The sequence below is a fragment of the Pseudomonas sp. S2_C11 genome (assembly GCF_054668395.1).
This window is the reverse complement of the sequence record NZ_CP162765.1, coordinates 2,995,047-3,017,250: the sequence shown is the minus strand read 5'-3', so window position 1 is coordinate 3,017,250 and position 22,204 is coordinate 2,995,047. Positions and strand designations below refer to the sequence as shown.

The window sequence follows — 22,204 nt, the reverse complement described above, 5'->3', positions numbered from 1 at the left end:
GTAGATCCAGAGCATTCCCCAATCAGTCCCCTCTCCCCTCTGGGAGAGGGCTAGGGTGAGGGGCTTTTGTGGGAAAAGTGGCAGTCGAGGACGGCGCACAAAAAATACCGAAAAGTCCGACAGAAGCTCTCGTTGCGGCCGTCGGGCGCGGCTCTTATAGTCTCGGTTCGCAGATAACCCTGCGACGATCTTGGCCGGTCGAATACAGAACCTGACCTTTCTGGAGTGAACTCTATGACCGACCAAGTAATGCCGCGCTATCTCCCCATCGACACCTACGACGCCGAATCGCCGGTGCTCTTCATCAATACCCACACTGAACTCAGCGACTTGGCCGCCTGTGCGATGCACCGGTTTTTGGTCGTGCGCGATCTGGCCGACACTTTCGCCAGCCTCAACCTCAAGGGCATCTCCGATTGTGATCTGGCGCGGGTGACCAGCGCGGTTCATCTGCTGATGCGCGAGGGCTGCGCGATTCTGAATGTGATTCAGGCGCGGGCGGCGCAGCGGGAGGAGGGGTATAAGACGCCGGTTTAGCGGTGCCGCAATAGACGCTTTCGCGAGCAGGCTTGCTCCCACAGGGGACCGCATTTCAACTGTGGGAGCGAGCCTGCTCGCGAAGGGGCCGGTGCAGCGTGTGCATCACTCCTTGACGCTCATGTACTCCTTGGCCCAGAGAATGTATTCCTCCGGCTGGGTATAGGTGTGCGTCAACTCGGTCGCGCTCAGATCGGCGGCCTGGGTGAAGATCTGTCGCTGTTCGCGCAGGCTGTCGTAGGTTGCTTTGATCGCGGCGAAGTAGGCGCCATGGCCGTCGATGGTCACGCGCACGCCCAGTTCGGCCAGGCGTTTGTCGTCGCGCAGGGCCGGGTTGCCGTAGGTGACCAGCATCAGCGGCACGGTCAGATGTTCGGCGATCTGTTCCAGCTGATCGAAGTCCTGCACGCCGACCATGCAGATACCGTCAGCGCCTGCCGCCTGATATTGGCGGGTGCGGCTGATGATTTCCTGATTCGGCAGAATGCCAGCGTTGGTGCGGGCGATGATGGCCATCTCGGTGTCGACCCGGGCTTCCAGCGCCGCGCGGATCTTGCCGACGCCTTCGGCCACGGTGATCAGGTCGGTGGATTTGCGCCCGAATTGCGCGGGCAGCAAGGTATCTTCGATGGTCAGTGCAGCGACGCCAGCGCGTTCCAGTTCGACGATGGTGCGCATCACGTTAAGAGCGTTGCCATAGCCGTGGTCGGCGTCGGCGATCACTGGCAATTGGGCGACGCGGCCAATGCGCGTGGCCTGTTCGGCGAATTCGCTGAGGGTGATCAGGGCGAAGTCCGGCGCGCCAAGCACCTGCAGGGAGGCCACGGAACCGCCGAGAATACCCACTTCAAAACCCAGGTCAGCGGCGATGCGGGCGGACATCGGATCGAATACCGAAGCCGTGTGGTAGCAGGTGTCGGAGGCCAGCAGCTGACGGAAGTTACGGCGCAAATCTTGATGGGAAAGCCTGGTCATACGAGTTCCACCAATACATAAGGAATGGAAAGGCTTGAGCAAAGGTGTCAACGCCGAAGAATGAAAAGGCTATCACGCGAATGGGTCAAGAATCATGACGAATTTGCGCGGCAGGACTGGCGGCTGAAAGGTTTAATCTCCCGTGCCGGAAATATCAGGCCGCCACGGCATGTTGCTGTTGATGGGGCAGGAGCACTGCGCGCACTGAATTGCCCGGCTGCAGTTGCAGGCGTTTGGCAGTGAGACGATCGACAACCAGGCTGTTGCCCACCAGTCGCCCGGGGGCCACGGTGATACGGCAGTTTTCCAGCCGGCGGTTGTGAATCAGCCATAGCGGCGCCTGCTCGTCCGGGGTGCCGAGGCTCAGGGTCAGTTCAAGACTGTCGCGCACCGTGCGGATGCTGCGGATCGGCGCTTCGATGACCGGGCCACCGTCGAAAATGTCGATATAGCCTTTGTGCGTGAAACCCTCGGCTTGAAGAATCTTCAACGCCGGCTGGGTGTTCGGGTGAGTCTGGCCTATCGCCGCCTGCGCCTGTTCGGTGAGCAGGCAGGTGTACAGCGGCTGGCGCGGCATCAGTTCGGCGATAAAGGCTTTGTTGCCCAGACCGGACAAGTGATCGGCGTGGGTGAAATCCATCTGGAAGAAGTGCCGGCCAAGGCTGTCCCAAAATGGCGAGCAACCGTTTTCATCGGCACTGCCGCGCAACTCGGCGATCATCTTCTCGCCAAACAGGTGCGGAAATTCGGCGACGAACAGTAGACGACCCAGCGACAACAGGCGGCCATTGCTGCCGTTGCGCTGGTCATGGCGCAGGAACAGCGAGCACAGCTCCGATTGCCCGGTCAGTTCGTTGTTGAGGAACAGCGTCGGGATCTGCCGCTGAATGCCCAGGTCCGGCGCCGAACTGACGGTCACCCCGAGCCGGTAGTTGTACCAGGGCTCGCGCAAGCCAACGGCGCCGGCCATCGCGCTGACACCGACCACGCGCTGCTCATCATCCTCGAGGACAAAAAGGTAATCGGCATCGGCGCGCTCCACCTGTTCGGCGAACGCCCGTTGCGCCCAGCGCACCCGGTGCGCAAGTCGGTCCTCGTTGGCCGGAAGGGTGGTGAAACCTGGTCCAGCCTGTTCGACGAGGGTCATCAAGGCTGGCAGGTCGCTGACTTTTACCGGACGGACAATCATGCTCCAACTCCTTTGGCGTACCGATTCAGGCGCGGATGGCTAACGCGGCTCACAGAGCGACCAGCCGTATCGAGCTGCCTTCGCTGACTTTCAGCGCCGCGCAGATGGCGGGCGTCAGGGGCAGCGGCTGATCGGGGTGATAATCGAGTTCGGTGACAATCGCGCGGTAGTCATGCAGGGCGTCATTGCTCAGCAGATAACGGCCACGGGCGTCGGTCGATACTTGTTGGCGGACAATGGCGGTCTGGCTGTCAGCGATCGAGCGAATGTTTGCGGTACGCGCATACAGGGTCGGGCCGGCGTCGAACAGGTCGATGTAGCTGTTGGTTTCGAAGCCTTCACGCGCGAGGATGTCGAACGCTTCCTGGCCGTCCGGGTGCACGCGGCCGATGCATTCCTGCGCTGCTGGCGGCAGCATCGGCACGTAGATCGGGTATTGCGGCATCAGTTCGGCGAGGAACGTGCGGCTCTGCAACCCGCACAGGCGCTCGGCTTCCGCGTACGGCAGGTCGAAGAAATGCTTGCCCAGCGCATCCCAGAACGGCGAGTGACCCTGCTCGTCGCTGTAGCCGACGATCTCGGTGATCACCGCTTCGGAGAACCGCTGTGCATGCGCAGCAATGAACAGCAGGCGCGCTCGCGACAACAGTTCGGAAAACGGCGTACGCACCAGCGCGGCGTCAATGTGGAAACCGCGCAGCAAGGTATGCCCGCTGAGGTCATGGCACAGCGACAGCGCCGGCACGCCATGCTCGATGTTCAATTCCCGCGAAGCACTGGTGAAGTGGCGATTGCGCAGGCTGTAGAACGGCTCCTTGAAGCCGGCGGTGGCAAGGATTTCCGAGCAGCCGACCAATTGCTGGCGTTCGAGATCTTCCAGTACAAAGAAATAGTTTTCCGGCCCCTGGGCTGTGGCGGCGCTGTCGAAAGACGCGCACGACGCGGCGATTTTTTCGCGCAGGTGTTCGCTGTCATCCGGCAGCGAAGTCACGCCGATCAGGCTCTCGCGGGCCAGGCGCTGTAGCTGGGGCAGATCATTCTGCTCGACTGGGCGTAAGACCAGCATGGATGTACTCCTGTATCAAAAGGTTCGGCCGATTCGCCGAACCTGACTATCACTGTCGGTGTCCACGCGTTGAATCGGCGGTCGCCTGATTTGTTGTCAGACGCCGCTCTTTTTCTTGTCAGCCTTTGCTCGGATCGGGCAGCGCTGTGCTGGCGCCGAGCTTGTTGAGGAAGAACAGGTACACCAGGCCCACGGCAATCCAGATCAGGCCGAGTTTCTGCGCATCGACGCCCATGTTGTACATGATGGCGGCGACGATGATGAAGCCGATCACCGGGCAGAGCAGATGGCGCACAAACTGCCCCGACTTCTGCCGACGCCAGTAGTGGTTGATCACCGTCAGGTGCAGCAGCATGAAACCGCTGAGGGCGCCGAAGTTGATCAGCGAGGTGAGGATGTCGACCGCGTCGATGAACAGGTAGCAGATCAGCAGCGACAACGCCGCCACCAGATAAATGCTCAGGTACGGCGTGTTGTGTTTCGGGTGGACCTTGGCCAGCACCTTCGGCAGCTTGCCGTCGCGGGCCATGCCGAACAGCAGACGCGAGACGGCGGCCTGCGAGGTGATTGCCACGGCGACGCCCCAGGCCAACGCCGTGGCGACGGCGGTCAGGGTCGCCAGCCAGCTGCCAGCGGCGATTTCAGCGATTTCATAGAACGCGGTGTCGGCGGATTTGAAGCCCATGCTCGCCGCCAGATCGGTGGCAATCCAAGTCTGTACGACGAAAATCGTGCCCATCACCGCCAGGGTGATCAGCGCTGCCTTGCCGACGCTGCGGCCCGGATCTTCCTTGATTTCTTCGGCGAGGGTGGAGATCGCGTCGAAGCCGAGGAACGACAGCACGGCGATCGACACCGCTTGCATCAGCAGAGCGAAGTTGAAGGTTTCCGGGTGATACAGCGGCGCCAGCGTCAGCTCACCGTTACCGCCACCGTTGTGCAGGGCGTTCCAGGCGTAGAACAGGAAGATCCCCAGCACCACCAGTTGTGCCAGCAGGAACAGCATGTTCATCCGCGCGGTGAAGGTGATGCCGCGCAGGTTGACGAATGTTGCGCTGACCAGAAACGCCAGGATGAAGCCGACCTTGGGAATGTCCGGGTACAAATGGTTGAGCGCCATCGCCGAATACAGGTACAGCAGCGGCGGAATCAGCAGGTAATCGAGCAGCATCAGCCAGCCAGCGATGAAGCCGACGTGTTGATTAAGGCCGCGTTGCGCGTAGGAATATACGGAGCCGGCAACCGGAAAGGCCTTGGCCATGCTGCCGTAACTCAGGGCGGTGAACAGCATCGCCACCATGCCGATGATGTACGCCAGCGGCACCATCCCCGGTGCTTCGGCGTTGACGTAGCCATACACACCGAACGGGGCGATGGGGATCATGAAGATCATCCCGTACACCACCAGATCGGTCAGCGTCAGGCTACGTTTCAACTCTTGCTTGTAGCCGAATTCTTCAATTTCCATGAAGCGCAACTCCTTGTCAGCCATCGGTCGGTTTATGTTTTATCGGTCCGTCATTTACAGCAAAGGTGCGAGGTAGCCGGCCCAGCGCGACACTGCTTCGGGGCTGCGCAGCAGATCGTTGCGCACCTCGATCAGTACTGCCTCAAGGCCCCGGGCATCACCGTGCACCGGCACGGTCATGTCGCCCAAGGGATCAATTCTGTACGGCTGGTTGCCCGCCACCTTCAGCGGATGCACTTGCAGCCCGTCGAGCAAACGCAGGGCATAGTCTTTGGCCTGGCCGAACAACACGCCGACTTCCAGCGGTCGCGGCTGGCCGTAATACACCGGGGTGAAACTGTGAATACCGACTACACGCACCGGCAGACCTTTGGCAATGCGCTCGTCGATCAAGGTCTGCAAGCGCGCGTGAAACGGTTTGAACAGCGTTTGCCGGCGGTACTCGCGGGTCGCTTCGTCGAGTTCGCGGTTGCCGGGTATCGGGTAGATCTCGCTCTGCAGCGGGATGCTGTCCGGCGCATGGCGCGGTCGGTTGAGGTCGATCAGCAGCCGTGAGTAATTGGCGCTGAGTAACGTGGCGCCAAGCTGTTCCGACAACTGTTCGGCCAGTTGCAGCGCGCCGATGTCCCAGGCGATATGTTCGCGTGCGGCCGCCTCGTCCAGGCCCAGATTGTTCAGGGCCTCGGGGATGTATCGACTGGCGTGTTCGCACACGAGGATCAACGGATTCGTCGAGTCCTCGCGGCTCAGGGTGTAGACCGGGCGGGTGTACAACCCCAGCTCAGCGGATTCAGTACAGGCGTGCATAGTGCTCACACAGGTCAGCGGGCGAGAGCTGTTCCGTCAGCGCCAGTTCCTCGGTTTTCAGGGCGTAATACGTGTCGAGTAACGGCTTGGGCAGCCATTCATTGAAGGCTGCACTGTCACGCAGGCAATCCAGCGCCTGAGCCAGCGAGGCGGGCAGGGCGACGATGCCCCGGGCCTTGCGTTGCTCGTCGTTGAGTGAATCGGGAATTTCATCGGTGATCGCGTTCAGCGCCAGACGCTGTTCGATGCCCAGCCGCCCGGCAATCAGCAGCGCGGCCATGGCCAGATGCGGCGAGGCGGTGGCGTCCATGGCGCGGAATTCCAGGTTGAACTGCTGCGCGGCGGACTTGCCGCCCAGGGTCACAGTCGGGCAGATGCGCAGCGCCGCTTCACGGTTCTGCTGCCCCAGACACGCATAGGAGGCGCTCCAGTGGTGCGGCTGCAAACGCTGGTAGGACAGCGGCGTCGGCGCGGTGAACGCGCACAGCGCCGGTAGAAAATGCAGGACTCCGGCAGCCCAATGCTGACCGATGCTCGACAGGCCGTTGCTGGTGCCGGCGTCGTACAACATCGGCTGGCCGGCCAGGTCGAGCAGGCTGACGTGCAGGTGCACACCGTTGCACACCGCTTCGGCGGCAGTCTTCGGCGCAAAACTCAGGTCGAGGCCCATTTGCCGGGCGATTTCCCGGGTGATTTCGCGCACGTTGACCGCACGATCCGCCGCCGCTACGCCGAGAGTCGGGCGGCAGGTGATTTCGTATTGGTGCTTGCCGTATTCCGGCAGAAACATTTCCGGCTCGACGCCGCCGGCGCGCAGGGCACTGAGCAGCCAGCCGCCGAATTCGGCGCCCTGGCGCTGCGCTTCGAGAGAGAACGCCGCGTGTTCGGCAATGCCTGCGTGCAGGTTGAATTCATGTTCGAAGGCGGCGTTGACTTGCAACCCCAGCTCATCGTGATAGCGCTCGATTTCATCGCGCAGCAATGTGCGTGGGCAGGCGCCCCACGCCTGACCGTCAGTCTCGCGAATATCGGCGTGGATGAAATCCAGCACCGGTGCATTGGCGTCCGGGCCGCTGCCGACAGTGACGCGGCTGCTCAGATCCGGAATCAGCCGCAGATCGCCGTACGCGCCCCACGGACTGCTCGAAGCGATGATGTCCTGCGGCGTCAACGCGCTGTTGGCGGGGACCCAGCCGCAACCCGCTGCCTGGTAATGCTCCAGCTCATCGGTAGGAAACGAGCGGCCCCGGGTGATGCCGATCAGGTCGGTGGTGACCAGCGTGGTCATCGGTAAAGGCGTCAGGCGCGGGCTCATGGCTGCATCTCCCGCAGACGACCGAGCACGGTGTCGGTGTCGGTGATCCAGCAGTAACCCTTGATCGCGTTGAGGCAGGCGTGATGGCGTTCAGCTGTGTAAGTGGCGCAGGCATCCTCCACCAGCGTGACCAGATAGCCACGGTCGGCGGCATCGCGCACAGCCATGTCCACACATTGGTCGGTGACGATGCCGGCGATGATCAGATGCCGGGTCTGCAGATTGCGCAGCACGTAATCGATGTTGGTTGAATTGAACACCCCGGAGGAGGTCTTCGGCAGCACGATTTCGTTCTCGGTCGGGGTCAGTTCAGCGATGACCTGAGCCTGCACGCTGCCCTTGGGCAAGTGCATGTCAGACAGTTTGTGATCCAGCGAGCGGTCGCGACCGTCGGCGGTCAGGCTTTCGATAATCGTGTGCAGCACGTTCTGCTGCGCCTGACGAAAGGCGCCAAGCAGGCGCTGTTGGTTGGGCACCACCTGGCTGCGCGTGCGCTGGAGAAAATACTCGGCATCCGCGCCGCTCAGGTGCGGGTCGAATTGCGGTTCGAGCCAGGCGCGCTGCATGTCCACCAGCAACAAAGCGGTGTGGTCGGTCGCAAACGGCAGGTCCCGTGGCGAGCGGTGGGGAAGGCTGAACATCCTTATTTGTCCTCCAGCAGGTGAGTCGCAAAATCGTTGCGCAGGGCATCGATGCCTTCCAGGCGATCGGCCGGGTCCGGCACGCGCAAGGTCAGGCAGGCAATCAACGCCTCGACCTGCGCCAGCGCCGGCACCATGGTGTCGAACGGCGACGCCGATTCCACCGGCGCGCTGATGATCAGGTCGGCCAATTCGCGCAGCGGCGAGGCGTAGACATCGGTGAACAACACCACTCGCGCGTTGTTGTTTTTCGCCGCCTGCGCAACGCGCAAAGCTTGGGTCTGGTAGCGCCGGTAGTCGAACACCAGCACCACGTCCTGACGTTGCAGGTCGAACAAGCGGTCAGGCAGCAGCGCGTTATCTTCCATGGCGAAACAGCCGGGACGCAGCAGACGCAGGTGGTTGAGCAGGTAGTTGGCGAGCAGAATGCTGAAGCGGCCACCAAAACAGTAGACCTGATGGCGGCTGTCGAGCAGCCATTCCACGAGGATGCGCACGTCCTCAGGCTGGGTCAGGGCTTGGGTGTCGACCAGCAAACGCTGGCTGTCCGCCAGGTAATGCGCCCAGGCATCGTCCTTGTTCTGCTGCGAGCGCGGCTGCAACAGCGTGCGCGGTGAACGCAGGCGATGGTCCATGTCGCTGAGCAGGGCTTCCTGGAATTCGGCATAACCGCCGAAACCGAGCTTTTTCACCAGACGCACGATGGTCGGATCGCTGACACCGGCATGTTCGGCCAGTCGCGCCATAGGCCCGAGACCGTTGCGTGGATACTGATCAAGCAGGGCGCGAACGACTTTGCGCTCCGACGGCGTCAGGTCCAGGCCAGGATCGGTGATCAGGTCTCTGAGAGGGGGCATCCGGGCTCCTGCTGGATGGGGTGTCGAATTTGTTTCACATTCCGTTAAAAGAGTATTTATGTAATGGGTGCTACATGTCTAGCGAATTTTTGTACAGGTTTTTCGAGCACCAAAAGTGTGCAAGGTGCCCGTGTAATAAGGGCTACGTCGAAGTAACGCGCTGTTGTAGTCCTTTGCCGATTGCTGTGTCAGACATTGCCTATCCCAAGCTCAGCGACTGGCCGGTGACAACCCTGAACGCCGATGTTTTACGGCACAATGCGACGCGTATCGGCTGTGTGCCATTGTTTGTTTTATCTTTCGACCGAGAACCTGCTTGTGCCAAGTAGCCGTTTGACACTGATTTGCCATGCGCGAACCATCGCACAGAAACTGGCGCGTTTTCCTACGGACGAGCCTGTTGAAAATCTGGCTGTTCCGTCCGACGCGTTCAGGGCGCGATTGGCGGTAACACGGCGGCTGGTGTGTGCCCCGGAGTTGAGAACTCAGCAAACGGCAGCATGGTTTGGCGTCGATGCGCAGATTGATCAAGCTCTGCGCGATTGCGATTGGGGACGCTGGCACGGGCAATCGGTCAAGGATCTGCAAGCCAATGAAAACCAGGCTGTGCAAGCCTGGCTGGCCGATCCTGAAGCCGCACCCCACGGCGGCGAATCGGTCAGGCAACTGACGCAGCGGGTCTCAATGTGGCTGGACTCCATCGCCGAAACCCCAGGACATGTAGTGGCAGTCACGCATCCGTTCGTCATGCGCGCGGCGCTGATGCAGGTGCTGCAGGGCGCAGCGTTCAATGCGATCGACGTCGAGCCACTGGCGATGATCGACTTGCGCTTCAATGGCATCTGGCGGCTACGCTTGCCGGGCATGGCCCTTGAAGAGGAACACTGATGAAACAGCTGCTGGTCATCGGCATTGGTGCCGGCAATCCGGACTACATCACGATGCAGGCGGTGAAAGCGCTGAATCGGGTCGATGTGTTCTTTCTGCTGGATAAAGGCCAGAGCAAGCAGACGCTGATCGACCTGCGCCGGGAGATCTGCGAGCGCTACATCACTGACCACGCTTATCGCTTTGTCGAAGCCAGCAGCCCGGAGCGGGAGCGCGGCGATGTCGACTACACAGCGAGCGTCGATGCACTGAACCTCGCCAAGCAGCAGACCTTCGAACGGCTGATCAATGAAGAATTGTCCGACGGCCAGTGCGGCGGATTCCTGATCTGGGGCGATCCGGCGTTGTACGACAGCACACTGCGGATTCTTCAGGCGATTCAGGCATCAGGCCGCTGTCAGTTTGAATACGAAGTGATACCGGGGATCACCAGCGTTCAGGCCCTGGCTGCGCAGCACAGAATACCTTTGAACACGATTGGTCGCTCAGTAGAAATCACCACAGGCCGGCGATTGGCGGCGGGGCAGGTGAGTGAAGCGGACAGTCTGGTGGTAATGCTCGATGCCGAGGATTCGTACCAGCGGGTGGCGGATCGGCAGACCGAGATTTTCTGGGGCGCTTACCTGGGCACGCCGGACGAGATACTGCTCAGCGGCCGGCTGGCGGAAGTGGCCGATGAGATCGAACGGGTGCGCAAGGCGGCGCGAGCGGAGCATGGCTGGATCATGGATACCTATCTGTTGCGCAAGCCTTGAGTGGTTGGCGCCTGAACAAGCGCTTTCGCGAGCAGGCTCGCTCCCACAGGGAAATGCGTTGCAGAATGTGGGAGCGAGCCTGCTCGCGAAGGGGCCAGAACATTCACCACCGATTGTAGACAGGCAAAAAGAAACCCGGTGCAACGCAAATCGCACCGGGTTTTTTGTTGCCAGCCAACAGCGGATGTCGTGGATCCGCCGTCAACCTTGAACTCCGTATCAGCCGCGTTCCAGCGCCAAAGCCACGCCCTGACCGCCGCCGATGCACAAGGTCGCCAGACCTTTTTTCGCATCGCGCTTGAGCATTTCGTGCAGCAATGTCACCAGCACGCGGCAACCTGATGCGCCGATCGGGTGACCGAGGGCGATGGCGCCACCGTTGACGTTGACCTTGTCCAGATCCCATTGTAGGTCTTTGGCCACGGCCAGCGATTGCGCAGCGAACGCTTCGTTGGCTTCGATCAGGTCGAGCTGATCGATGCTCCAGCCGGCCTTGTCCAGGCAGCGGCGGGTGGCCGATACCGGGCCGATACCCATGATCGCCGGATCGACGCCAGCGTTGGCGTAGGCGGCAATCCTGGCCAGAACCGGCAGGCCCAGCGACTTGGCTTTCTCGGCACTCATCAGAATCACGGCGGCGGCACCGTCGTTCAGCGACGAGGCGTTGCCTGCGGTGACGCTGCCGTCCTTTTTGAACGCCGGACGCAGTTTCGCCAGAGATTGTGCGGTGGTATCGCCGCGTGGCTGCTCGTCGACCTTGAACGCGACCGGATCGCCTTTGCGCTGCAGGATCAGGATCGGCGTGATTTCATCAACGAAGCGCCCGGCCTCGATCGCAGCGGCAGCTTTCTGCTGGGAAGCGGCAGCGAAGGCGTCCTGCTGTTCGCGGCTGATCTGGTATTTGTCGACCAGATTCTCGGCAGTGATGCCCATGTGGTAATCGTTGAACGCATCCCACAGGCCATCGCTGATCATGGTGTCGACGATTTGCGCGTGGCCCATGCGCAGACCGGTGCGCGCACCCGGCATGATGTAGTTGGACAGGCTCATGTTTTCCTGACCGCCGGCGATGATCACCTCGGCGTCGCCGCAACGGATCGCTTGCGCGCCCAGGTGCAGAGCCTTGAGGCCGGAACCGCAAACCTTGTTCAGGGTCATGGCCGGTACGGCGTGGGGCAGGCCAGCCTTGATTGCGGCTTGACGTGCCGGGTTCTGCCCGGCGCCAGCGGTGAGCACCTGGCCCATGATCACTTCATCGACCTGCGCACCGTCGAGGCCGGTCTGCTCGAGCAACTGGCGGATCACCGCCGCGCCCAGGTCTACTGCGGATACATTGGCCAGGGAGCCCTGAAAACTGCCGATCGCGGTACGCGTGGCGGCAACAATGACGACGTCTTGCATGTGCGAATTCCTCACTGGGCAGCGAACTGCATTTCCGGTACGTGATCCGGGACGATCAGTTTACCAGCGGTTTTGGCGACGATTTCCTCAACACTGACGCCAGGTGCGCGTTCCTTGAGGACAAAAGCGCCATTTTCGATTTCCAGATAGGCGAGGTCGGTCAGCACGCGCTTGATGCAGCCGGCACCGGTCAGCGGCAGGCTGCATTTGGCCAGCAGCTTGGACTCACCGTCCTTGGACGCGTGGGTCATGATGACAATGATGTTGTCGGCGCCGGCCACCAGATCCATCGCGCCGCCCATGCCCTTGACCAGTTTGCCGGGGATCATCCACGAAGCGATGTTGCCTTCAACATCCACTTCAAAGGCACCAAGGACGGTCAGGTCGACATGGCCGCCGCGGATCATCGCGAAGGATTCGGCGGAATTGAAGATCGACGCGCCGATCCGAGCCGTCACCGTTTGTTTACCGGCGTTGATCATGTCGGCATCGATGGTTTCTTCGGTCGGGAACGGGCCCATGCCGAGCAGGCCGTTTTCCGATTGCAGCATGACTTCCATGCCTTCGGGGATGTAGTTGGCGACCAGGGTCGGAATGCCGATGCCGAGGTTCACGTAGTAGCCGTCCTGCATTTCGCGGGCGACGCGCTGAGCCATTTGTTCGCGGGTAAGTGCCATGTTGTTGTTCTCCGTAGGCCTGAATTATTTGCGGACGGTGCGCTGTTCGATGCGTTTTTCGAACGTGCCGCAAATGACCCGGTCGACGTAGATGCCCGGGGTGTGGATCTGCGTCGGGTCGAGTTCGCCGGGCTCGACGATTTCCTCGACTTCGACCACGGTGATCTTGCCGGCGGTCGCGGCCAGCGGGTTGAAATTCTGCGCGGTGTGACGGTAAACGACGTTACCGAAATGGTCGGCCTTCCAGCCTTTGACGATGGCGAAGTCGCCGGTGATGGATTCTTCCATCAGGTACTTGCGGCCCTTGAACTCGCGCACTTCCTTGCCTTCAGCAACCGGGGTGCCAACGCCAGTGGCGGTGAAGAACGCCGGAATGCCGGCGCCGCCCGCGCGCATCTTCTCGGCGAGGGTGCCTTGCGGGGTGAGGATGACTTCGATCTCGCCCTTGAGCAGTTGCTCTTCAAACAGCTTGTTCTCGCCGACGTAGGAGGCGATGACTTTGCTGATCTGGCGGTCGGTGAGCAGCACGCCAAGGCCGAAACCATCGACGCCGCAGTTGTTGGAAACCACGGTGAGATCACGGGTGCCCTTGCGCTTGATCTCGGCGATCAGGTTTTCCGGAATGCCGCACAGACCAAAGCCGCCGGCGATGACTGTCATGCCGTCTTCCAGCCCGGCCATCGCTTCCTCGTAGGAATACACACGCTTGTCGAAACCTGCCATAGGCACCTCTTTTATTATTTGCGGGCGGCTGGCTAGCCGAATGACTGGAGTGTCTCTCTGCTGGATATATTTGTTAAGTTGATTTTTCCGGTTGATTGATTGATAAATCTCACCAATACGCGTTCGGCGATGATCGTTCCCACGCAGGAGCGTGGGAACGATCAGGGCCATCGCATCACGGCTTGCAGCTTGACGCTTGCCGCTCGCAACTGGAGCAAAGCGACCATGACCATCAAACAGATCCGGGCCTTTCTCGCCGTGGCCCATAGCCTGAGCTTCGCTGTGGCCTGCGAGCGTCTGCATTTGTCGCAATCGGCGCTCAGCCTGACCATCAAGGCGCTGGAAGAGGGCCTGGGAGGGCGTCTGTTCAGCCGCAACACGCGTAATGTCGCGCTGACCCCGGAAGGCGAGTCCCTGCTGCCGTTGGCGCGCCGCTTGATCGCCGACTGGGACAACGCCGAAGACGAGATGCGCCAGCGTTTCAGCCTGCAACGCGGACGCGTGACGCTGGCGGCGATGCCGTCGTTTGCCGGCAATCTGCTGCCGCCGATTCTCAAGAGCTTCCGCGCGCGTTATCCGAACGTCAACGTGACGGTCAACGACGTGATCAACGAGCAAGTGCTGGAAATGGTCCGCGATCGTCAGGTTGAACTCGGCGTGGCGTTCGCGCCGATGCAGAGCACATCGATGACGTTCACGCCTTTGTATGTCGATCGTTTTGTCGCCGTGGTGCCGGCCGATTCAGCGCTGGCCGGTCGCGCCGACATCGATTGGCAGACCTTGCTGGAGCAACCGTTCATCACCCTGCAGCGGCCATCAACGGTGCGGGTGATGCTGGAAGAGCATTTGCAGGCGCGCGGAATGAAGTTGCCGGTGGAGTTCGAGAGTCATCAATTGGCGACCGTTGGCCGAATGGTTGCCAGCGGGCTTGGGGTCAGCGCGGTGCCGGCATTGTGCGCGGGGCAAATGCGCGAGCTCGGTGCGCATTGCCTGACCTTGAATGATTCTGCGGAGCGGGCGATTGGTGTATTGACCGAGCCGGGCAATGAACTGTCGGCGGCGGCGCAGGCGTTGTTCGAGATTCTCAAGGCTGAAGATTTGCAGCGCCAGTTCGATTTTCCCCTCACCCTGGGAGCGCGGAAACAGAGCGCCGAACGCTGATTCAGTGTGGGAGCGAGCCTGCTCGCGAAGAACGATAACGCGGTCTAAACCTTGGCCACGCGCCACAGATACCAGGCCGCGACCGTCCGATAAGGCTTCCACGCCTGGCCAATCTCGATCATCTGTTTGCGCGTCGGCTGCACCTCCAGTCCCTTCAAGCGCCGATATCCCTCACGCACGCCAAAATCATCCGCCGGCAGGATGTCCATGCGTTCGAGGCTGTAGATCAACAGCATCTCCACGGTCCAGCGGCCGACCCCGCGCAGGCTGGTCAGGCGTTCGATCAGGGTTTCATCGTCCATCGCCCGCGCAGTCGGGTAATCCGGCACCACGCCGTCCAGCGACGCCTGGGCGATCCCTTGAATCGTCGCAATCTTGCTCGCCGAAAAACCACAAGCACGCAGTCGCTCGACCTCGGTAGCCAGAATCTGCTGCGGATGCGGAAACGCCTGGCCGGGGAACAACTCCACCAAACGCCCAAGGATCGCATCGCCGGCCTTGGCGTGCAGTTGCTGATAGGCAATCGCCCGGACCAGCGATTCATACGGGTCGCGCGCCGGATGTGGCTGATGCAGACATGGCCCGACGACGCTGACATGGCGCTGCCAGTCAGTGTCTATCGCGGCCAGAAAAGCGCTGGCCATCTCATACATGTCAGCCATGTTGCGGTGATTCGGACATACCCATCGAAATCCCTGTTTGCGTGTTGGATCGCAAGGCTCAAAAAGCCAATTGTTGAGTCATTTGCAGCGCAGCGTTTTCCAGCCTGAGCAGGAACGCCTTGCGCGGTTGTCCGCCACCATAACCGGTCAGCGAGCCGTCTGCGCCGATCACTCGGTGGCACGGGACCACGATCGACAGCCGATTGTGCCCGTTGGCCAGGCCGACGGCACGGCTGGCGCCGGGTTTGCCCAAGCCTGCCGCGATGGCGCCGTACGTGCTGGTGTGACCGTAGGGGATTTGCAGCAGCGCCGCCCACACCTCGCGTGCAAAAGCGCTGCCGGGCAGGTGCAGCGGCACGCTGAACTGAGTGAGTTTGCCGGCGAAATAATCCGCCAGTTGCACCTCGATCTGCTGCAAGTGGGCGTTATGCCCCGGTGCAATCGCGTAGCCATAACGGTTCTGCAGCGCTTCGACTTCGCGGGTCAGCGCCGGTCGATCGAGAAACTCCAACAACACCAGCCCACGCTGCTCAGCCATGGCAATCATCGGCCCCAGCGGCGTGGTCAGGCGGGTGAACAGCAACGGCTCACTGTTCGCCGCACGGCCCGGGGTGATGTGGAAGGACTTCTGAAACGCATCGCGAAAACCGCTGAGCGACTCGTAGCCGGAGTCGAACGCCGCGTGATCGATCGACGTGCCTTGCCTGATCCCGCCCAAGGCCATGCCAAGGCGACGTGTGCGCAGCCAGGCGTGGAAGGTCATACCGAAGTGCTGCTTGAACCAGCGTCGCAGTTTCAGCGGTTCGATGCCCTCGGCGAGCAATTGCGCATCGCTCCAGCGCCGTTCGGGATCGGCGTCCACCGCATTGAGCAGGCGCTGCACCCAGTCCGGGGCGATGGCCGCTGCGTCCAGCGGTTTGCAGCGCAGGCAGGCGCGGTAGCCGGCGCACAGGCATTCGTCGGCGTGGGCGAAGAATTCGACGTTCTCCGGTTTCGGCTTGCGCGCCGTGCAACTGGGACGGCAAAAGATCCCGGTGGTTTTCACGGCGGTGAAGAACACGCCTTCATAGGCAGTGTCGCGCTCGAGCATGGCGCGAACCATTTCGGCGTGGGGCGGCAGGACAGCGGCTGGTATGTTCATGGCCAGAGAGTAAATCCGCTTTGTCGATGGCTCCACCGAAAAATCGACAGTGAATTTTTCCCTTGTGCAGCACAATGAGCGGGTCGCCGCTTTCGAGGAAGCCAACTCATGCATCCGTTTTCCATTCAGCACATCGATCATATCGTCCTGCGCGTCGCCGACCTGCAACGCAGCATCGATTTCTACGCCAGGGTGTTTGGCGCCGAAGTGGTCAGGCATAACCAGCCACTGGGGCTGGTGCACCTGCGGGCCGGTACGTCGATGATCGATCTCGTCGATTTGGCGGGCGAACTCGGGCGCAAGGGCGGTGGCGCGGCGCAGGCGCAGCGACGCAATGTCGACCACTTCTGCCTGCGCATCGAACCGTTCGACGAAGCCGCGCTCATCGCCCATCTGCAATCGTTCGGGCTGACCGTTGCACAAGCCGCCAGGCGTTTTGGCGCCGAGGGTTACGGCTTGTCGCTGTACTGTTTTGACCCGGACGGCAATCAGGTCGAACTCAAAGGCCCGTCCGAGAGCGATCAGCCAGCGGTTTCCTGAAGCAGCAGCTCGGCCACTTGCCCGAGGGCCGAACGGCCGTTTTGCGCTTGTTCAGACGCCAGATTGAACAGCGCCAGTTGCCGATCGGCGCTGGTGCCGCTGTCGATGATCGTCCGGGCACGCTCGAACAACTGCGCCGCGCCCAATACCTGTGCCGTTTCGGCAAAACGCTGCTCGGCCAGTTCCAGCCATTGCGCGAGCGAACAGTCGCCGTCGATGCCTTCGACCAAAAAGCGCGCATGAATCCCCTGATGTTTGGCCCGCCAGCGATTTTCCTCCAGCATCGAACGTGCGGTCTGGTCATAGAGCAATCCTGGCCGCCGCTGCGCACTGGCGTGAGCCACCAATACGCGGAAAAACGCCGCCAGGGTCAGCGCATCCTCGACCCGAGGGCAAGCGTCAGTCATACGCAGTTCCAGGGTCGGAAAACGCGCTGCCGGGCGCACGCCCCACCAACACTCGCCGGGCTGGCTGATCGCGCCGATACGCATGAGAAACGCCAAGTGTTCGTCGTAATGGCGCTGATCGACAAACAGCGGCGGGATGCCCATGCGTGGCCATTCGTCACTCGCGGTCTGCCGATAGCTCATGAAACCGCTGGCGGCGCCATCCCAGATCGGCGACGAACAACTCAGCGCCAACAGCAGCGGCGTCCACGGCAGGACTTCGTTCATCACGGCGATGCGATCCAGCGGCTCGATCACCTCGACGTGCACATGCAGCCCCGACAACACGCTGCGGCGGACAACATGGCCGTAGCGCTCGAACAGATGATGGAAATGTTCCTCGTCGGTCGGAACCTGCTCGCGCCAGTCGGCCAGCGGATGACTGCCGGCGCTGAGCACGCCCAGAGCAAACGGTTCAAGGGCTGCACCCAAGGCCTGACGGCTGCCACGGAGAAAATCGCCAGCGTGCACAAAGTCGCTGAACACCGGCGAAGCCACTTCGATCTGGCCCTGAAACATCTCCGTGGCAAACCACACACCCAGCGCCGCCCGGCAAGCCTCGATGGCCTGTGGGGGCGGACTGCCGACCATGCGCAGGCTCTGCAGGTCAGTGAGAAAATACTCTTCCTCAATGCCGAATCGCGGGTGGCTCATGACAGTGCTCGAGCAAGTGGTTCTCTTGAGAACCGTGCGCCGTTGCGGTGGTTCACGCCAGGCGACCAGTGCCCCGCGAATGCACCGTTGGTCTTGTCCATTGCACTTGAGCGGCCGAGGCGTTTCCAAACAAGTCCGATCAACGTGTTCTGGAGGCAGACATGAGCAACCCATCCAGCAACGACAAAGCGCTTAACCAAACCGTCAATCCCAACGACGACGGCTTCGCCATCGGCACGGCCGGGCGCGATGAAGACCCCAACGCCACCACCGACTGGGATGTCAGTCGTGACAACGAAGATGTCATGACGCCGGACGATACTCGCGGCCTGCCCGGTTATCCCGGGGCCGAAAAAAACAATCCTTCGAAACCCGTTGCCGACAGCAGCGTACCGGCCAACGGCGACCCATCGGTGCAGAACGACGGCGCTGATTGAGGTGGTCAGCAGTGGCGGGATAGTGGCGTCGGTCGAACTTTTCTGATCCGGCGCCACTCTGAACCTGTCATAGGGTCGCAGTTCGACAGAAAAAACGCTTCGGCAGGCAGAAAAAGCCGCGTGGCGTGATAAATTCCCCCCACGTCGAGCCCACCCAGAATGGCCCCTGCCGGGTCCCACCAAGAGCGATCTACATGCAAGCAAAGGCCCGTGAGGTTTATGTGCCACCGGTGCTGCAAGATCTGCGGGCCGGCACAGCCGAACTGCACATCGCACTGGAAAAACGCCTTCCTTTTTTTACCGATACCCTCGATACCCCCGCATTCGAGCGCTTGATGGCGGCCTATTACGGTTTTTATCAGCCGCTGGAACGGGCGTTGCTCGCCAGTGGCGCTGTCCCGGATGATTTCGATCTGACGCCTCGTTTGAAGGCCGAGACCTTGCACGCCGACCTGCGCGCACTGGGCGCGACGACCAATGATTTGCCGCTGTGCGAGGACTTGCCGGTGATCGACTCCAGCGCCGCCAGTCTCGGTGTTTTGTACGTGCTCGAGGGCGCCACTCTCGGCGGGCAGATCCTGCGTCGGGAGATCGCCGCGCGGCTGAATCTGGACGCCGACAATGGCGCTGCCTTCCTCGATGTCTACGGCGCGGCCACCGGGCGGCGCTGGCGCGAGTTCATCGAATACCTGAGCAACCGGCCCATGGCGGCCAGCGAACGCGCGGCCGTGGTCAGCGCAGCACAAACCACATTCAGCTGTTTCGAGCAGTGGCTCGAGCGCCAGGAGGTACTGGCATGAACCCGCAAGACCCACAAGCCTTTGAAGAACTGCTGGCCAACTGTGCCGACGAGCCGATCCGCTTTCCTGGCGCGATCCAGCCCCATGGTTTGCTGCTGACCCTGACCGAGCCTGCGCTGCAGATCATTCAGGTCAGCGCCAACGTCGAAGCCCTGCTGGCCCGCGCGCCCGAATCCTTGATCGGCCAGCCGCTGCACAGCCTGATCGGCGCCGAACACACCGCGCACGTGCTCGAAGCCTTGCAGCAGACAGCGTTTTCCGAGGCGGCGCCGCTACGATTCGAGCTCAACGGCACTGAATTCGAAGGTTTGCTGCACCGCCATCAGGGCGTGCTGATTCTCGAGCTGGAAATTCATGTGAAGAATTTCCAGCCGCGCAACGTCGCCGGGGTCAATACCCACCTGGGCCGCATGCTCCAGCGCCTGCAAGCGGCGACCACGCTGCAGGCCCTGTACGACATCAGCGTCAAGGAAATCCAGGCGATGACCGGTTACGACCGGGTGCTGATCTATCGCTTCGAGGAAGAGGGCCACGGTCAGGTCATCGCCGAAGCGTCCGATCCGTCGATGGAAGTGTTCAACGGCCTTTTCTTCCCGGCTTCGGACATTCCCGAGCAGGCGCGCGAGCTGTATCGCACCAACTGGTTGCGGATCATCCCCAACGCCGATTATCAGCCAGTGCCACTGGTGCCGAAGCTGCGCCCGGACACGCAGACGCCGCTGGACCTCAGTTTCGCCACGCTGCGCAGCGTCTCGCCGATTCACTGTCAGTACATGAAGAACATGGGCGTGCTGTCGTCGATGAGCATTTCGCTGCTCAAGGGCGACAAGCTCTGGGGCCTGATCAGCTGCGGCAATCGCCAGCCGCTGCACGTGCCGCATGAATTGCGCATGGCTTGCCAGACCATCGGCCAGGTCCTGTCGTTGCAGATCAGTGCCATGGAAACCCTTGAACTGACCCGCCAGCGTGAAGAGAAGGTCGAAGCGCTGGCGCGGCTCAATCAGGCGATGGTCGATTCGCCGCAAAATGTTTTCGACGGCCTCGCCCAGCAGCCAGCGACGCTGATGGCGCTGGTCAATGCCGGCGGCATCGCGATCATCGAAGACAAGCAGTTGCACCGTTACGGCAACTGCCCGGCGCCGGAAGAAATTCGCGCGCTGCACAAGTGGTTGCAGGCGCGCGGCGAGCCGGTGTTCGCCAGCCATCACCTGTCCAGCGTTTACCCGCCGGCGGCGCAGTATCAGTCTGTGGCCAGCGGTGTGCTCGCCATGAGCCTGCCCAAACCGGTGGACAACGGCGTGCTGTGGTTCCGTCCGGAAGTGAAGGAAAACATCAACTGGAGCGGTGACCCGCGCAAGCCGCTGGATCTGGAAACCTCCGACGCCGGGATGCGCCTGCGTCCGCGTACTTCGTTCGAGATCTGGAAGGTCGAGATGGCCGGGATCTCCACCAAGTGGAGCCACGGTGACCGGTTCGCCGCCAATGATCTGCGCCGTTCAGCGCTGGAAAACGATCTGGCCCGTCAGGTACGTCGCGAGCAGGCGGCTGTGCAGGCGCGCGATGATCTGGTGGCGGTGGTTTCCCACGACCTGCGCAACCCGATGACGGTGATTTCGATGCTCTGCGGCATGATGCAGAAAGCCTTCAGCTCGGAAGGCGCGCACACTTCGCGGCGTATCTCCACTGCAATCGACACCATGCAGCAGGCCACGGCGCGGATGAACACGCTGCTGGAAGACCTGCTCGATACCTCGAAAATCGATGCCGGGCGTTACTCGATCACCCCGCAGGCGCTGGAGGTCGGGCACATCTTTGAAGAGGCACAAGCGTTGCTGTCGCCTCTGGCCCATGACAAGGACATCAGCATTTCCTTCCAGGCCGATCCTGACCTGCGCATCCACGCCGACCCCGAGCGGCTGTTTCAGGTGCTGTCGAACCTGGTGGGCAACGCCATCAAGTTCACCCCGCGCATGGGCACCGTCGGCGTACACGCGAAATCGGTGGGCGACGAGATCGTGTTCATCGTGCGTGACAGTGGTGAAGGCATTCCCAAGGAGCACTTGCCGCATGTGTTCGACCGCTACTGGACGATAAAGGAAGGCAACCCGACCGGCACTGGCCTGGGTTTGTACATCACCCAAGGCATCGTCGAAGCCCATGGCGGCCAGATCGTCGCCGAGAGCGAGCCGGGGCAGGGCAGCGAATTCCGCTTCACCGTGCCGCGCCTCGCCTGAGTGCCCCCTGTAGGTTTTGATCGTTCCCATGCTCTGCGTGGGAATGCCTCTACGGACGCTCTGCGTTCGGCTCTGAATGGGACGCAGAGCGTCCCGGGCTGCATTCCCACGCAGAGCGTGGGAACGATCAGATCAGATTCGTATCCTCAGGGTCATTTTCTTCAATACCGCAAATCCCCCGCTCGCTACCGTAGCCACCTCGTTCCTCGATTGAAGCAGGTGTGCAATGAGTCTGATTCTTTCCATGGCGGCGTTTGCCCTCGCCGCATCCATCACCCCCGGGCCGGTCAATATCGTCGCCTTGAGTTCCGGCGCGCAGTACGGTTTCCGCGCCAGCCAGCGGCACGTGGCCGGGGCGACGTTGGGGTTTGTGCTGTTGCTGGTGCTGATGGGCTTGGGCCTGCATGAGGTGCTGCAATTGTGGCCGTTCATGACCCGCGTGGTGCAATGGGCCGGGGTGGCGTTTCTGTTGTTCATGGCCTGGAAACTGGCCAGCGATGACGGCCAACTGAACACCAGCGAGTCCGGCCGTGCGCCGTCGATGCTCTATGGCGCGGTGATGCAATGGCTCAACCCCAAGGCCTGGCTGGCATGCGTGGCCGGCATGGGCGCGTTTGTCGCCGACGGCGAGGCGCGGCTGGTCTGGCAGTTTGCGGCGGTGTATCTGGTGATCTGCTATCTGTCGGTGGGTTGCTGGGCGTATGCCGGGACGTTTTTGCGCGGGTATCTGAGCAATGCGGCAGGGATGCGCTGGTTCAATCGGTTGATGGCGTTGTTGCTGGCGGTGAGTGCGGGTTATCTGCTGATCACCTGATTTGCTGTAGGAGCTG

23 protein-coding genes are annotated in these 22,204 nt (G+C 61.6%); 9 read left to right on the top strand and 14 right to left on the bottom strand.

Features of this window, described 5'->3' with window-relative positions:
• The first annotated feature begins 234 nt into the window (after positions 1 to 234).
• Complete coding sequence (locus AB4N48_RS13600; RefSeq protein ID WP_460093639.1) at positions 235 to 537, top strand: hypothetical protein; 303 nt, start codon at positions 235 to 237, stop codon at positions 535 to 537.
• Between the two features lie 105 nt (positions 538 to 642).
• On the opposite strand, the gene AB4N48_RS13595 is transcribed toward AB4N48_RS13600, so the two are convergent.
• The 8 genes from AB4N48_RS13595 to AB4N48_RS13560 all read right to left on the bottom strand — a co-directional run bounded on the left by AB4N48_RS13595 (position 643) and on the right by AB4N48_RS13560 (position 8,855).
• Positions 643 to 1,512, bottom strand: coding sequence for an isocitrate lyase/PEP mutase family protein (locus AB4N48_RS13595; RefSeq protein WP_024012471.1), 870 nt, complete (start codon positions 1,510 to 1,512; stop codon positions 643 to 645).
• Positions 1,513 to 1,666: 154 nt separating this feature from the next.
• A complete protein-coding gene (gene astA / locus AB4N48_RS13590) occupies positions 1,667 to 2,701 on the bottom strand; it encodes an arginine N-succinyltransferase (protein ID WP_041478621.1) in 1,035 nt (344 codons plus the stop codon).
• 49 nt (positions 2,702 to 2,750) lie between these two features.
• Complete coding sequence (locus AB4N48_RS13585; RefSeq protein ID WP_460093638.1) at positions 2,751 to 3,767, bottom strand: arginine N-succinyltransferase; 1,017 nt, start codon at positions 3,765 to 3,767, stop codon at positions 2,751 to 2,753.
• Positions 3,768 to 3,885: 118 nt separating this feature from the next.
• Entirely contained in the window at positions 3,886 to 5,235 is a 1,350-nt protein-coding gene (locus AB4N48_RS13580; protein WP_460093637.1) for an APC family permease, read from the bottom strand.
• 54 nt (positions 5,236 to 5,289) lie between these two features.
• On the bottom strand, positions 5,290 to 6,042 hold the full coding sequence (locus AB4N48_RS13575; protein WP_460093636.1) for an N-formylglutamate amidohydrolase: 753 nt from the start codon (positions 6,040 to 6,042) through the stop codon (positions 5,290 to 5,292).
• Positions 6,026 to 7,357 carry a type I glutamate--ammonia ligase gene (locus AB4N48_RS13570; protein WP_460093634.1) on the bottom strand — a complete coding sequence of 444 codons (1,332 nt, stop codon included), beginning with the start codon at positions 7,355 to 7,357 and terminating at the stop codon, positions 6,026 to 6,028. The genes AB4N48_RS13575 and AB4N48_RS13570 overlap by 17 nt, the downstream gene beginning before the upstream one ends.
• Entirely contained in the window at positions 7,354 to 7,998 is a 645-nt protein-coding gene (locus tag AB4N48_RS13565) for a cysteine hydrolase family protein (RefSeq protein WP_056784610.1), read from the bottom strand. Before AB4N48_RS13565 ends, AB4N48_RS13570 begins: the two co-directional genes overlap by 4 nt.
• A 2-nt stretch (positions 7,999 to 8,000) precedes the next feature.
• The gene (locus AB4N48_RS13560) at positions 8,001 to 8,855 is read right to left on the bottom strand and encodes a MurR/RpiR family transcriptional regulator (protein WP_256811151.1); all 855 of its coding nucleotides are present in this window, start codon (positions 8,853 to 8,855) and stop codon (positions 8,001 to 8,003) included.
• A 477-nt stretch (positions 8,856 to 9,332) separates the two neighbouring features.
• Here AB4N48_RS13560 and AB4N48_RS13555 point away from each other — a divergent pair, with 477 nt between their 5' ends.
• Together AB4N48_RS13555 and cobF are read left to right on the top strand one after the other, a co-directional pair.
• Positions 9,333 to 9,743, top strand: coding sequence for a histidine phosphatase family protein (locus AB4N48_RS13555; protein ID WP_460093632.1), 411 nt, complete (start codon positions 9,333 to 9,335; stop codon positions 9,741 to 9,743).
• A complete protein-coding gene (gene cobF, locus AB4N48_RS13550) occupies positions 9,743 to 10,498 on the top strand; it encodes a precorrin-6A synthase (deacetylating) (protein WP_460093631.1) in 756 nt (251 codons plus the stop codon). The genes AB4N48_RS13555 and cobF overlap by 1 nt, the downstream gene beginning before the upstream one ends.
• 219 nt (positions 10,499 to 10,717) lie before the next feature.
• Here the strand turns inward: cobF and AB4N48_RS13545 are convergent, their stop codons facing one another.
• Genes AB4N48_RS13545 through AB4N48_RS13535 form a run of 3 tightly spaced genes read right to left on the bottom strand, consistent with a single transcriptional unit; the run spans position 10,718 to position 13,299 of the window.
• Positions 10,718 to 11,899 carry an acetyl-CoA C-acetyltransferase gene (locus AB4N48_RS13545; RefSeq protein ID WP_460093630.1) on the bottom strand — a complete coding sequence of 394 codons (1,182 nt, stop codon included), beginning with the start codon at positions 11,897 to 11,899 and terminating at the stop codon, positions 10,718 to 10,720.
• 11 nt (positions 11,900 to 11,910) lie between these two features.
• Positions 11,911 to 12,576 (bottom strand): CoA transferase subunit B, encoded by a 666-nt coding sequence (locus AB4N48_RS13540; protein WP_016774134.1) that lies wholly within the window; start codon positions 12,574 to 12,576, stop codon positions 11,911 to 11,913.
• A 24-nt stretch (positions 12,577 to 12,600) separates the two neighbouring features.
• Positions 12,601 to 13,299 (bottom strand): CoA transferase subunit A, encoded by a 699-nt coding sequence (locus AB4N48_RS13535; protein ID WP_110645843.1) that lies wholly within the window; start codon positions 13,297 to 13,299, stop codon positions 12,601 to 12,603.
• 225 nt (positions 13,300 to 13,524) lie between these two features.
• Between AB4N48_RS13535 and AB4N48_RS13530 the strand changes: the two genes are divergently transcribed.
• The gene (locus AB4N48_RS13530; RefSeq protein ID WP_150742752.1) at positions 13,525 to 14,460 is read left to right on the top strand and encodes a LysR family transcriptional regulator; all 936 of its coding nucleotides are present in this window, start codon (positions 13,525 to 13,527) and stop codon (positions 14,458 to 14,460) included.
• Between the two features lie 44 nt (positions 14,461 to 14,504).
• Here AB4N48_RS13530 and AB4N48_RS13525 read toward each other — a convergent pair whose 3' ends face one another.
• Together AB4N48_RS13525 and AB4N48_RS13520 are read right to left on the bottom strand one after the other, a co-directional pair.
• The gene (locus AB4N48_RS13525; protein ID WP_460093629.1) at positions 14,505 to 15,122 is read right to left on the bottom strand and encodes a DNA-3-methyladenine glycosylase family protein; all 618 of its coding nucleotides are present in this window, start codon (positions 15,120 to 15,122) and stop codon (positions 14,505 to 14,507) included.
• A 58-nt stretch (positions 15,123 to 15,180) separates the two neighbouring features.
• The gene (locus AB4N48_RS13520) at positions 15,181 to 16,263 is read right to left on the bottom strand and encodes a bifunctional transcriptional activator/DNA repair enzyme AdaA (protein WP_460093628.1); all 1,083 of its coding nucleotides are present in this window, start codon (positions 16,261 to 16,263) and stop codon (positions 15,181 to 15,183) included.
• A 108-nt stretch (positions 16,264 to 16,371) separates the two neighbouring features.
• Here AB4N48_RS13520 and AB4N48_RS13515 point away from each other — a divergent pair, with 108 nt between their 5' ends.
• Positions 16,372 to 16,803 (top strand): VOC family protein, encoded by a 432-nt coding sequence (locus AB4N48_RS13515; protein ID WP_375123428.1) that lies wholly within the window; start codon positions 16,372 to 16,374, stop codon positions 16,801 to 16,803.
• Here the strand turns inward: AB4N48_RS13515 and AB4N48_RS13510 are convergent.
• A complete protein-coding gene (locus AB4N48_RS13510) occupies positions 16,785 to 17,903 on the bottom strand; it encodes a carboxylate-amine ligase (RefSeq protein WP_460093627.1) in 1,119 nt (372 codons plus the stop codon). The genes AB4N48_RS13515 and AB4N48_RS13510 overlap by 19 nt on opposite strands.
• A gap of 161 nt (positions 17,904 to 18,064) precedes the next feature.
• On the opposite strand from AB4N48_RS13510, the gene AB4N48_RS13505 reads away from it, so the two are divergent.
• From AB4N48_RS13505 to AB4N48_RS13490, 4 genes are all read left to right on the top strand, one after another.
• Positions 18,065 to 18,340: a hypothetical protein gene (locus AB4N48_RS13505; protein ID WP_122746962.1), complete on the top strand. Its 276-nt coding sequence runs from the start codon at positions 18,065 to 18,067 to the stop codon at positions 18,338 to 18,340.
• 194 nt (positions 18,341 to 18,534) lie between these two features.
• On the top strand, positions 18,535 to 19,140 hold the full coding sequence (locus AB4N48_RS13500) for a biliverdin-producing heme oxygenase (RefSeq protein ID WP_041478637.1): 606 nt from the start codon (positions 18,535 to 18,537) through the stop codon (positions 19,138 to 19,140).
• Positions 19,137 to 21,374: an ATP-binding protein gene (locus AB4N48_RS13495; RefSeq protein ID WP_315435683.1), complete on the top strand. Its 2,238-nt coding sequence runs from the start codon at positions 19,137 to 19,139 to the stop codon at positions 21,372 to 21,374. The genes AB4N48_RS13500 and AB4N48_RS13495 overlap by 4 nt, the downstream gene beginning before the upstream one ends.
• A 226-nt stretch (positions 21,375 to 21,600) precedes the next feature.
• Positions 21,601 to 22,188 (top strand): LysE family translocator, encoded by a 588-nt coding sequence (locus AB4N48_RS13490; protein ID WP_110645838.1) that lies wholly within the window; start codon positions 21,601 to 21,603, stop codon positions 22,186 to 22,188.
• Positions 22,189 to 22,204: the final 16 nt, after the last annotated feature.